Source organism: Cellulomonas bogoriensis 69B4 = DSM 16987, assembly GCF_000767165.1.
Classification (GTDB): domain Bacteria; phylum Actinomycetota; class Actinomycetes; order Actinomycetales; family Cellulomonadaceae; genus Actinotalea; species Actinotalea bogoriensis.
Map to the genome: position 1 here is coordinate 1 of NZ_AXCZ01000094.1, position 10,784 is coordinate 10,784.

A 10,784-nucleotide genomic window follows, 5' to 3' on the forward strand; every position below is an offset into this window, starting at 1 on the left:
CCTCGGTGGCCCGCGCGACCGCCGTGGGGGAGATGTCGATCCCGGTCGCGTCCCACCCGTGGCGCGCCAACCAGATCGCGTCCCCGCCCTCGCCGCACCCGAGGTCCAGGGCCCGGCCCGGCGTCAGCCCGGCCACCACGTCCACCAGCGTGGCGTTCGGCTCACCGGACCACACCCGTCCTGAACCGGCGTACCGGTCCTCCCAGAAGGCCGCGGGGTCGGTGCGGATGAGCGCCTGGTCGAAGTCCTCCCCGACGAGCACCGCGTTCACGAACGCGCCCGTCGTGCTGCCTGCGCTGAGGGACATGGGGACGTTGCCCATGGGTGTCACGACGTTGCCGGCGGCCCAGATGCGCGGGTGGCTCGTGCGTCCGGCGGGGTCGACGGCGAGCACGGACCCGACCGGGCTGTCGGTCCGTTCGAGCCCCAGGTGCGCCAGGAACCCGTCGTGCGTGCGGGGCGTGCCCGCGGTGAAAATCGCGTCGAGGTGGACGACGTCCCCGTCCTCGGTGCGCACCGCGAGGGCCCCGTCCTCCCCGTCGGTCACCGCGACCGGGGGCGAGTCGACCAGCTGCAGGCCGCGCGCCTGGAGCCGCTGGCGGGTGTGGGTGTCCACCGCACCCAGGGCGGAGGTGAACACGGTGACGGTGTCGCTCCACTGCCGTACCAGCTCGGCCTGGTGCAGGCTCATCGGTGACGTGGTGAGGACGCCGAGCCTGCGGTCGCGCACCTCCCACCCGTGGCAGTAGGGGCAGTGCAGCACCTGGGAGCCCCACCGCTCGGCGAGGCCGGGCACGTCGGGCAGCTCGTCGGTGATGCCCGTGGCCACGACGACGGCCCGGGCGGTCACCACGTCGCCGCCGGTGAGGGTGAGCCGCACGTCGCGGTCGGTGGCGTCCACGCGCTCGACGGTGCCGGGACGTACCTGCACCCCGTAGCCGGCGACCTCGCGACGTCCGCGTTCCAGCAGCTCGGCGGGGTCGGTGCCCTCGTGCCCGAGAACCCCGTGCATGTGGGCGGCGAAGCGGTTGCGGGGGCTGCCCGCGTCCACGACGAGGGTGCGCCGGCGGGCGCGCCCCAGCATGAGGGCGGCGCCCAGCCCGGCGGCACCACCACCGATCACGATGACGTCCCAGGTGTTCTCCATGGGTCCAGTGGACGGCCACAATGATCGTCATGGCAAACATTCGTGCGAAATCGGCAAGAACGTGAGCGTGCGTGAGGAGCTCGCCCACGTGGGCGCCAGGTTGCGTGGTGCCCGGCAGGAGCGCGGGTGGACGCTGGAGGACCTGGCGGGCCGGGCCGGGATGTCGGCGAGCACGCTGTCGCGGTTGGAGTCCGGCAAGAGGCAGGCGAGCCTCGAGCTGCTGCTGCCCCTGACCCGGCAGCTGGGCATCAGGGTCGAGGACCTCCTGCCGGGGGAGCCGCCGGACCCGCGGGTACGTCGCCCCGTCATCCACCGGGAGGGGATGACGATCGCGCCCCTGGCCCCGGAGTCCTCACCGATCAGGGCGTTCCGCATCACCTACCAGCCTCGGGCCGAGCCCCCTCGCCAACGTGTGCACGAGGGCGCCGAGCTGCTGTACGTGATCTCGGGCCGGCTGCACCTGCACCTGGGGGAACGGCACCTGGTCCTGACCCGGGGAGAGGCCGCGGAGTTCGACACGCGCACCCCGCACGCCATGTGGGCCGAGGGGTCCCGTCCCGCGCAGGTGATCAGCATGTTCAACTCCGAGGGTGCGCGGGTCCACGTCCACGAACCGTGAGCCGATCGGGGCGACGGCGGCGGTGACCCGCCGCCGTCGACCGCGGCTCAGTCCTTGCGGGCTGCGGCGATGGCGTCGGCGGCGCGGATGAGCCCGAGGTGGCTGAACGCCTGCGGGTAGTTGCCGATCAGGCGGTCGGCACCGGCGTCGTACTCCTCGCTGAGGAGCCCCAGCTCGCTCGCGTACCCCACGAGGCGGTCCATGAGGGCGCGCGCGTCGTCCAGGCGCCCGCTGTTGGCGTACTGCTCCACGAGCCAGAAGTTGCAGATCAGGAACGGGTGCTCGTCACCCTCGAGCCCGTCGATCCCGGAGTCCGTGCGGTACCGGTGCAGCAGCCCGTGCTCGTCGGCCAGGTCCTTCTCGATGCGCTCGACGGTGCCCAGCATCCGGGGGTCGTCGTAGGTGAGGTAGCCGGTGTGGGGCAGCTGCAGCAACGACGCGTCGACCTCGGTGTTGTCGTAGGTCTGGGTGAACGTGTTGAGCTCGGCGTCGAACCCGTGCTCGTCGATCTCAGCAGCGAGCCGGTCACGCAGCTCACGCCACCGGTCGGCGTCGCCCTCCAGGCCGTGCTCCTCCACGGCGCGGATGCCTTCGTTGAACGCCCCCCACATCATGGCCCGGCCGTGGGTGAAGTGGTGCAGGTCCCCGCGCATCTCCCAGATGCCGTGGTCCTTGCGGTCGAAGTTCGCCTCGCAGTACTCCAGGAGGCTCTTCTGCAGGCACCAGGAGTACTCGTCCTCGGCGACGCCCGCGTCGCGCAGCTGCGCCAGGGCGATCATGACCTCGCCGACGACGTCCGCCTGGTACTGGTCGGCGGCCCCGTTGCCGATGCGCACGGGCCGGGAGTCCTCGTAGCCGGACAGGTGGTCCAGCTCGTGCTCGGGAAGCTCCCGCTCACCGGCCACCCCGTACATGATCTTCACGTCGTGGGCGTCGCCCGCGACGGCCCGCAGCAACCAGTCGCGCCACAGCTTCGCGCCCTCGGTGAGCCCGTGGGCGATCGCCACCTCGATGGTGAGGGCCGCGTCCCGCAACCACACGAACCGGTAGTCCCAGTTGCGTCCGCCACCGAGGTACTCGGGCAGGGAGGCGGTGGGCGCGGCGACGATCCCGCCGGTCTGCCCGTGGGTCAGGGCCCGCAGCACCAGCAGCGACCGCAGCACCATGGGGTCGTAGTCGGTGTGGACGGTCAGCTGGGAGGACCAGTCCTCCCAGAACCCGACCGCCTGGGCCAGGGCGGCCTCGGCGTCGATCGGGCCGGGCGCGTCCTCGTGGGACGGGAACCAGGTGAGGTCCCAGTCGAGGGTCTGGCCGGCCTCCAGGGTGAACCGCCCGGTCAGGCGCGGGGCACGGGCCCCGGCGATCGCACCGTCGTCCTCCTCCGAGCCGTCCAGGAGCGGACCGTGGACGCGCAACCCCTCCGGACCGGCGATCGACAGCAACGTGGGGGCCTCGCCGTCCACGACCCGCACCCAGGGCGTGGCGCGCGCGTAGTCGAACCGCAACCGCAGGTCGTGCTCGATCTCGACGGTGCCGTCGGTGCAGCGCACGTGGCGCACCAGGTCCGCCCGGTCGTTGCTGGGCGGCAGGAAGTCCGTCACGACCACCGTGCCGGTGGGGGTGCGCCACGTCGTCTCCACGACGAACGTGTGCGGCAGGTACCTGCGTGCGGTGACCTCACCGTCGACCGCCGAGAGCTTCCAGCGGCCGTCGTCGGGGTCACCGACGATCGCGCTGAACACCGCCGGTGAGTCGAACCGGGGCAGGCACAGCCAGTCGATGCTCCCGTCCCGGGACACCAGGGGCCCGGTGCGCAGGTCGGACAGCAGGGCGTAGTCCTCCAGTGGGGTGCTCATCCCTCTTTTGTACGCGTTGACCCCCCGGCCCGCAGGACGAGCGCCGTGCCCGGTGGGTGGGTTCAGGCCGCCCGGCCGGGGCGGGTCGACTCGCGGGTGCGGGTGCGTTGCCGCCGGGCGAGCACCACGGCGATGACCACCGCGACGGCCAGCAGCACCGCGAGGGTGTCCAGGACGGGGTCGGTCAGGGTCGTGGCCCGGTGCTGCAACCAGGCCTGCAGCTCGATCGGGACCAGCTCGGGGGCGCCGACCAGGCCGTTCGTCGTCCAGAAGAGCACGCCCACGCCCATGACCAGCAGGCCGGTGACGACGGAGGTGGTGTGCAGCTGGCGACCCAGGACCGTCAGGGTCCGCCCACGCAGGACGGCCCGCCCCCGTGCCCCCAACCGTTGCCACGTCGAGGCGATGACCACCAGGGGTACCACCATCCCGGCCCCGTAGACCGCGAGCAGCGCACCGGCGGACGCGACGTCACCACGGCCCGCGGCCAGGGTGAGGACCGCACCGAGGATCGGGCCGGCGCAGAACCCGGCGATCCCGCCCACAGCACCCAGCAGGAACGTCTTGGTCAGTCCTGTCGCGGACGCGGCCCGGGTCCGGGTGGCCGTGGCGCCGGGGACGAGCCGTGCGGGGTCGAACCCGAGGCCGAGCACCTGGACGGCACCCAGCACGACCAGGAGGGCCGCCGCACCGAGGACCACCGCTTCCCGGTGGGCGACGAACAGCGCCCCGAGCGCTCCCGCCCCCACGCCGAGGGGGACCAGGACCGTGAGCAGACCGGTGTAGAACACCGCACCGTGCAGGAGGAGGCGGGGCCCGGTGCCGACCGTGGAGGCGAAGAACGCCGGGAGCAGCAGCGCGGAGCACGGGCTCAGCAACGCCAAGGTGCCCCCGAGGAACGCGCTCAGCACCCCGATGTCCACGGTGACCTCCTCCTGTCGTCGCACCCTTCCTACACCCTGGTCAGTCCCCGGGCGGACGCGTGCACGGGGCGGTGGACGGCACGCTGAGGTCATGAGCACCACGGCCGACCCGCTCCCGCCGGTGATCCCACCGAGCGGAACGTCCGCGGGTGTGCCCCGTCCGCCGTCGACGCGCCCGCCGTCGGCGCGCCCGGACCAGGACGTGCCACGCGGCGGCGGAAGCCGGCGGGTCACCGTGTGGGTGCTGGTCGGGGTGCTGGTCAGCGTCGGTGTCACGGCCAGGCTGGTCGGCGCGGCGGGACCGGCCACGGGACTGCACGAGGACCTGCAGGAGCGGTTCGACCGGGCGGCGGCCGCGGCCACGCGAGAGGGGGTCGAGCTGGTCGTCACCTCGGGCTTCCGCACCGCGACGGAGCAGGAGGCGCTGATCGAGGAGGCGATCCGCACCTACGGCTCGGAGCAGGAGGCGCGCCGGTGGGTCATGCCCACGGACAGGTCGGCCCACGTCACGGGGACGGCGATCGACGTCGGCCCTGCATCGGGCGCCGCCTGGTTGGGGGAGCGGGGTGCGGAGTTCGGGCTGTGCCGCGTCTACGACTACGAGCCCTGGCACTTCGAGCCCCTGACCGACCCTGGGAGCACGTGCCCGGCGACCTACCCCGACGTGAGCCACACCTGGGACTGACGTCGCGGACGCACTTTTCCGTTGACGCCCGGAGCAGGCGGCGCCCAGCCTGCTGGCATACGCAGCCAGTCCTGGACCCGGGTGCAGGCCGACACCTACGACGACCCGCACTCCCCGATGTTCTCCCGCGAGGTGCTGGAACCGACGGTGGACTTCTTGACCGCGCTCGCGGGCGACGGGCCCGCGCTCGAGCTCGCGATCGGGACGGGCCGGGTGGCCGTCCCGCTGCACGAACACGGGATCGAGGTGCACGGCATCGAGCTGTCCGAGCCGATGGGGGTGCCGAGTTCACCGCCGGGTGGACGTCGGCCGTGTCGGTGTGGCGGCGGCCGTAGGGCGTGTATCCCAATGATCTGCGCTCCCCGACGCCAGCCACACCCGGGACTGGTCTCCCGGGGCTCGAGGAGGGCGTCTCAGCCCGCGGGCGAGGCCTGGGCGGCTGTCCAGCCAGTGGTAACTACATCGACGTGACCTCATATGACGACCCGGACGACGTCCTGGCGCGCATCCAGCAGGACGTCGCCACGGCGCAGCGTCGCGCCGAGCAGGCGCGGCAGGCCCAGGAGGCGATCGCTGCCGTGCGCGGGACGGGCCGCTCGCCGCGCGGTGAGGTGACGGTCGAAGTGGATGCGGCAGGGGCGTTGCGCGATCTGCAGCTCACTGATGGTGCCCTGCAGTACCGTGCACGTGACCTGGAAGCCATGATTCTCGAGGCTGTCCGTGTCGCCCAGCACGACGCCGCTGCCCGCGCGATCGCTGTCGCCGAAGACGCCTGGGGTGAGGGTGACCCGGCCGTCGAGCACCTCCGTGCAGAGCTGCAGGAACGGCAGGCGGCGAGATGAGCGAGGGGTTCGCCGTTGACCTCGAGGTGCTGAGACGTCACGCTCAACGCCTCTCGATGGTCACCGACTCGATCGGTCTCGCCTCCCACGCAGCACGCAGCGTCAACCTGCACGACGGTGCCTTCGGGGTGCTGTGCTCCTTCATCCCACCGTTCCTCAACCGGACCGAGGTCGCCGTGGGTGATGCTGTGGCGGCGGCAGGCGAGACCGTCGCTGCAGCCGCTGACGGTGTGGTCGCGATGTCCCGGGAGTACCAGGCCGCTGATGACCGCGCCCACGAGCGGCTGAGTGCCCTGAGCCGGGCCGTCGAATGACGACCAACCCCCTGATCGCCGGGCCTGTCGACACGTCAACTGCTCTCTCGGGGACGTTGACGATCGAGTCGCTGGCGAACCTGTCCCGGGCGATCCGTGAGGAGCAGTGGCTCGACGCGGCACTGAACGGCGTGTCGACACTGCTCGGGACGGCCGCGGCGGTGATGGACCCGCTCGGGCAGCTCATCGCCCACGGTCTCGGTTGGCTCATGGAGCACCTGCAGCCTCTCAAGGGGTGGCTCAACGACCTGACGGGGGACGCGGGCGCTGTCCTCGGCTTCGCGGCTACCTGGGACAACATCGCCACGCAGACCGCCGGTGCGGCCGACGACCTCCAGCGCCTGGTGCGCGTGGACCTGGAGGCGATGGATGGCGAGGGGGTCCTCGCCTACGCCCGGTACACCGATGATCTGGCCGAGCACGTCCGGGGGATCTCCGGTGCGTCAGCGGCTGTCGGGTCGGCGTTGCGCAAGGCCTCCACGATCGTGCAGGTCGTCCACGATCTGGTGCGAGACGCGCTGGCCGAGGTCGTCGGTGCGGCGATCTCCTGGGTGGCGCAGGTGACCTTGAGCGCCGGGCTGGCCACCCCATGGGTCATCGGCCAGGTCACGACCCGTGTGTCGTCCCTCGCGGCCCGGGTGGGAACCAAGGTCACGGCTGTCGTCACGTCCGTGAAGTCGCTGAAGGGCCTGGTCGAGGCGCTCAAGGACGCACTGGGCAGCGTCTCCCGCGCCCTGCGGTCAGCCACGCCGGGTGCCGGTCGCGCGGCAGGCGGTCCTGCGGGTCCTGCGCCCCGGCGGGCACCTGACCCGTACACGGGACCGCGGGCCCCGTTGCCCGACATCGACGACCTGCAACCCATGATGCGGGGTGCGTACGGCCCGGACGGGACCCTGCAGCGCCCCGAGCTGCTCCACGGCTGGGCCGATCAGGTGGCGGCCAGGCACCCGACGCTCACGTCCAGGGAGGTCCTCGACATCCACTGGTACACCACCAACGAGGGCTACCAGGCGATGAACTCCATGATGCGCAGGCTCGAGCCCATGTCACCGGAGGTCGCGGCACGCATCGACAGCGCCCACGCCGGGATGGCGAAGCTCCCGGTCTACGAGGGGACTACGTACCGAGGGACGAACTTCCCCAAGGGAGTGCTGGACGATTGGATTCCCGGCAACACGGTGAGGGACGATGCGTTCTGGAGTTCATCTACACGCCCCGACGTTGCACAAGGATTCCGGGGTGACGGGAATGCATTCGTGACGATCCAGGACGGCAGGAGCGGGGTTGATATTAGGGCATTGTCTTACTATGGGAACGAAAGTGAGGTCCTCTTCAGGGGTGGTCATCCTTTTGAGGTTGTATCCAGGGACTGGAATGCGGGAGGCTTCTGGGAGTTTGTTGTGAGGGATGCCAGGTGAGTGGAATGACGGAAGAGGAACGCCGGAAGTTCCGTGACGCAGCCAAGGCTGAGCTCGCAGCCGCCTGGGAGGACGTAGCGCGCCGTCGCGCCGCTGGGGAGCCGGCGCCTGAGATCAGCAGTGAGAAGGCGAAGTTCCGGCAGGGTGGTGATGCGCAGATCCGACCGGAGGGTTCGGGGTCTGGTGCGTACTTCCCGACCGGGCCTGAGCGCAGTGCGATCCCGAACATGCCTGGTGACTACGACGAGTGGGCGAATCCGACCGAGCAGGCGTGGGCGCGCCGGCGGTTCGTGGCGTTGAAGGCTGGGTGGTTGTGGGCTGGTGGGCGTGGTGTGGGTCCGGTTGGTCCGGGTGACGGGACGGACGTGGTGCTGACGCCGGAGGGTGGTGTGATGATCACGTACCCGGACGGCACCCGGTTGTGGCGTGACCGTGAGTGGCGGTTGCACCGCGCTGACGGTCCGGCGGTGGTGCGCCCTGACCGGGAGGGGGCGTGGTTGCCCCGGGAGGAGACGTGGGTGGCAGGGGAGCGCCTGGACCCTCCGATCGATACGACGAAGTGGTGGGACAGATGACGAACCCTGGGATCGAACGCTTCATGGCGGCCGTCGAGAAGCTGCCGCCCTACGGGGGGCTGGTGTTCCGTGGCCTGACCGACGGTGTGGTCGTGCCGCCGGTCGGTGTTCTGACCGGTGTGGTGCCGGCGAGCCGGGACGTGCGTGTCGCGACCGAGGACTTCACCGCGGCTTCGGCGTTGGCGATGCTGAGCCGCACCGGCCGTGACCTGAGCGCCCTCTCCCAGCAGCCAGGTGAGGGTGAGGTCGTCTTCTTGCCAGGGACCGTGTGGCGGATCATCGCGGCCGTCGACCTGGACGGTGCCAAGGTGCATGTGGTCGAGGAGCTCGACCTCACCGGGCAGGCGCCACCACCCACCAGCTGGCCGCCGTCCCTGGACGAGCTCGTCGGGACGGTCGCCACCACGTGGCGTAACCACCAGGCGTTGCAGCCCGCGGGAGTCATCTCGCCCGGCAAGTTCACCGGCGGCTGGCCGGCGCAACCGCCCGCCGGAGGCTGACGTCGTCTTCGGCTCAGTGCTACCGCTGGGCGACGGCGCCGGTCCGGCTACCGGGCGCGGCGGTACGTCCCGGACGCAGCGGGTGCGGCAGCCTCAGGGCCACTGCCGCAGAGCCCCCACGACCTCTACGGTGTCTGCTGTGCGGCACCCCCATGTCGACCGCACTTCCATGACAGGGAGAACATCGATGCAGGTCAGCGCTGCCGACGTCCGTGCCGTCCGGTTCCAGGCCACCAAGTTCCGTGAGGGCTACGAGCAGCAGGAGGTCGACGACTTCCTGGACCGCCTGCAGGCGGCGTTCACGACCCTGGAGGCCGGTGGGGTCCCGGACCTGACCGCCGACGAGATCCTCAACACCACGTTCGCCGCGACCAAGTACCGCGAGGGCTACGACCAGGACGAGGTCGACGACTTCCTCGACCGGGCCATGGTCGCGCTGGGTGGCGGCGCAGGACGGAAGGCCGCACCGCTCGACGCGCCGGGTCTGCGCGCGGCTCTCGCGGACCTGCGCCCGCGTCGCCTGCGCCCCGGCTATGACCCCGCCGAGGTCGACGAGCTCCTGACCTCCGCCGCGTATGCGCTCCAGATGCACGCCAGCGGCTCTCGGCCGAGCCTCGGTGCCGATGACGTCGCCCGGGCCCGTCCCGCGAAGAGATGGTGGAGGCCGGGTGTCGACAGGAGGGCCGTCGACCAGCTGCTCGCGCGCGTGGAGAGCTCCCTGCGCGACTGAGCGGTCGCGGAGGCAAGCCCGCAAGTCACGAGCGAGATGGCGGTCGTGGCCGTGCGCCGCACGCTCGACTGCAAGCGGGGCGGGCTCCTCAGCGCAGCTCTGCTCCGGCTGCCGCCCGGACCGCCGCGACCACGGCCCCGGTGCCGGCCCGTGAGGGTGCGCCGTGGCCGGGGAGCACCCAGGTCGCGTCGAGCGTGGTCAGCCGGTCCAGCGAGGTGAGGGCCTGGTCGGGGTCGTCGGTGAAGGGGGCCGGTTGCGGGCCGGTCCTGCCGGTCAGGACGTGGCGGGTGGTCAGGGCGTCCCCGACCAGCACCGCGTCCACGGCGGGGACGTGCACGGCGATGCTCCCGGGGGAGTGGCCCGGCAGGGCGACGACCCGTGGTGAGCCGGGCAGGTCCAGGACGTCACCGTCGCCCACGGGAACGACGTCCCGCAGGTAGGTGGTGCGCAGGCCGCCCTTGCGGACGGCCAGTGCGAGGAACCGCGCGGTGGGGGCCAGGCGCCACGTGTCCCAGTGGGTGTGGGGCTTGTCCCGGCCCTGGGCCCGCGCGGCGTCGGCGGTGTGCACGTGGACCGGGACGCCGTGGTCGCGGCGCAGGCGCTCGGCGAATCCCAGGTGGTCGGTGTCCCCGTGGGTCAGGACCACGCCTCGGACGTCGGCGAGGGTCAGGTCGAGGGTTGCGAGCTCACGGTTGAGGTCCCTCCAGTGACCTGGCATGCCCGCGTCGACGACGAGGACGCCGTCGTCGGTGACCACCAGGTAGGCGGCCACGACGTCGTCGCCGATGCGGTGCAGTCCCGGTGCCAGTCTCATGGTGCCCTCCGTGGTCCATGGATACGATGGTGGCTAATGTACATAGCCATCATGGCTAATAGCAATAGCGATGAACGAGAGGGGCCGTCATGCCGAGTCCGCGTAGGACGTCGCTCGAGCAGATCCTCACCATCGGGACCGGGCTCCTGGAGGAGCAGGGGCCCGACGGCCTGACGATGCAGGCCGTCGCGCAGCGGGCGGGCGTTCGCGCGCCGTCGCTCTACAAGCACGTGGACGGCCGCGACGCGCTCGTCCGGCTCATCGCCGAGGGGGTCGTGGTGGACCTCGGGCGAGTCCTCGAGGAGGCCGCCGACGGTGCCGGGGGCGCGGGCGAGGTCCTGACGCGCGCGGCCCGGGCGCT

At 71.6% G+C, this 10,784-nt stretch carries 13 protein-coding genes; 9 read left to right on the forward strand and 4 right to left on the reverse strand.

The features are described from left to right. The coding region (locus tag N869_RS09450; protein WP_035060699.1) for an FAD-dependent oxidoreductase at window positions 1–1,147 on the reverse strand (1,147 nt) is incomplete at its 3' end. Between N869_RS09450 and N869_RS09455 the strand changes: the two genes are divergently transcribed. Further along, window positions 1,146–1,766: a helix-turn-helix domain-containing protein gene (locus tag N869_RS09455; protein WP_084136818.1), complete on the forward strand. Its 621-nt coding sequence runs from the start codon at window positions 1,146–1,148 to the stop codon at window positions 1,764–1,766. The two genes, N869_RS09450 and N869_RS09455, sit on opposite strands and share 2 nt — an antisense overlap. Window positions 1,767–1,813: 47 nt before the next feature. Here the strand turns inward: N869_RS09455 and N869_RS09460 are convergent, their stop codons facing one another. Continuing rightward, the gene (locus N869_RS09460; protein ID WP_035060704.1) at window positions 1,814–3,622 is read right to left on the reverse strand and encodes a glycoside hydrolase family 15 protein; all 1,809 of its coding nucleotides are present in this window, start codon (window positions 3,620–3,622) and stop codon (window positions 1,814–1,816) included. A gap of 62 nt (window positions 3,623–3,684) precedes the next feature. Continuing rightward, window positions 3,685–4,569 (reverse strand): cytochrome c biogenesis CcdA family protein, encoded by an 885-nt coding sequence (locus tag N869_RS09465; protein ID WP_232229682.1) that lies wholly within the window; start codon window positions 4,567–4,569, stop codon window positions 3,685–3,687. Between the two features lie 67 nt (window positions 4,570–4,636). On the opposite strand from N869_RS09465, the gene N869_RS09470 reads away from it, so the two are divergent. The 7 genes from N869_RS09470 to N869_RS17770 all read left to right on the forward strand — a co-directional run bounded on the left by N869_RS09470 (window position 4,637) and on the right by N869_RS17770 (window position 9,609). Continuing rightward, window positions 4,637–5,230, forward strand: a complete 594-nt coding sequence (locus tag N869_RS09470; RefSeq protein ID WP_084136821.1) for a M15 family metallopeptidase — start codon at window positions 4,637–4,639, stop codon at window positions 5,228–5,230. A gap of 578 nt (window positions 5,231–5,808) precedes the next feature. Next, window positions 5,809–6,072, forward strand: a complete 264-nt coding sequence (locus tag N869_RS18860) for a YbaB/EbfC family nucleoid-associated protein (RefSeq protein WP_408606351.1) — start codon at window positions 5,809–5,811, stop codon at window positions 6,070–6,072. Continuing rightward, the gene (locus N869_RS09485) at window positions 6,069–6,386 is read left to right on the forward strand and encodes a hypothetical protein (protein ID WP_052105314.1); all 318 of its coding nucleotides are present in this window, start codon (window positions 6,069–6,071) and stop codon (window positions 6,384–6,386) included. Before N869_RS18860 ends, N869_RS09485 begins: the two co-directional genes overlap by 4 nt. After that, window positions 6,383–7,804 (forward strand): ADP-ribosyltransferase, encoded by a 1,422-nt coding sequence (locus N869_RS09490; protein WP_035060712.1) that lies wholly within the window; start codon window positions 6,383–6,385, stop codon window positions 7,802–7,804. Before N869_RS09485 ends, N869_RS09490 begins: the two co-directional genes overlap by 4 nt. Then, complete coding sequence (locus N869_RS09495; RefSeq protein WP_156968473.1) at window positions 7,801–8,379, forward strand: hypothetical protein; 579 nt, start codon at window positions 7,801–7,803, stop codon at window positions 8,377–8,379. Before N869_RS09490 ends, N869_RS09495 begins: the two co-directional genes overlap by 4 nt. Further along, entirely contained in the window at window positions 8,376–8,879 is a 504-nt protein-coding gene (locus tag N869_RS17760) for a hypothetical protein (RefSeq protein WP_035060717.1), read from the forward strand. Before N869_RS09495 ends, N869_RS17760 begins: the two co-directional genes overlap by 4 nt. 187 nt (window positions 8,880–9,066) lie before the next feature. Further along, window positions 9,067–9,609: a DivIVA domain-containing protein gene (locus N869_RS17770; protein WP_052105316.1), complete on the forward strand. Its 543-nt coding sequence runs from the start codon at window positions 9,067–9,069 to the stop codon at window positions 9,607–9,609. A gap of 88 nt (window positions 9,610–9,697) precedes the next feature. Here the strand turns inward: N869_RS17770 and N869_RS09510 are convergent, their stop codons facing one another. Further along, window positions 9,698–10,423, reverse strand: a complete 726-nt coding sequence (locus N869_RS09510) for an MBL fold metallo-hydrolase (protein WP_035060720.1) — start codon at window positions 10,421–10,423, stop codon at window positions 9,698–9,700. An 89-nt stretch (window positions 10,424–10,512) separates the two neighbouring features. Here N869_RS09510 and N869_RS09515 point away from each other — a divergent pair. Beyond that, a partial coding sequence (locus N869_RS09515; RefSeq protein ID WP_035060723.1) for a TetR/AcrR family transcriptional regulator occupies window positions 10,513–10,784 on the forward strand: 272 nt, incomplete at its 3' end.

What these genes read in the sequence shown, in the direction of transcription:
- N869_RS09485 (WP_052105314.1), top strand. Translation starts at nt 6,069, where the DNA reads ATGAGCGAGGGGTTCGCCGTTGACCTCGAGGTGCTGAGACGTCACGCT.
- N869_RS17760 (WP_035060717.1), top strand. Translation starts at nt 8,376, where the DNA reads ATGACGAACCCTGGGATCGAACGCTTCATGGCGGCCGTCGAGAAGCTG.
- N869_RS09455 (WP_084136818.1), top strand. Translation starts at nt 1,146, where the DNA reads ATGGGTCCAGTGGACGGCCACAATGATCGTCATGGCAAACATTCGTGC.
- N869_RS09510 (WP_035060720.1), bottom strand. Translation starts at nt 10,423, where the DNA reads ATGAGACTGGCACCGGGACTGCACCGCATCGGCGACGACGTCGTGGCC.
- N869_RS17770 (WP_052105316.1), top strand. Translation starts at nt 9,067, where the DNA reads ATGCAGGTCAGCGCTGCCGACGTCCGTGCCGTCCGGTTCCAGGCCACC.
- N869_RS09470 (WP_084136821.1), top strand. Translation starts at nt 4,637, where the DNA reads ATGAGCACCACGGCCGACCCGCTCCCGCCGGTGATCCCACCGAGCGGA.
- N869_RS09460 (WP_035060704.1), bottom strand. Translation starts at nt 3,622, where the DNA reads ATGAGCACCCCACTGGAGGACTACGCCCTGCTGTCCGACCTGCGCACC.
- N869_RS09490 (WP_035060712.1), top strand. Translation starts at nt 6,383, where the DNA reads ATGACGACCAACCCCCTGATCGCCGGGCCTGTCGACACGTCAACTGCT.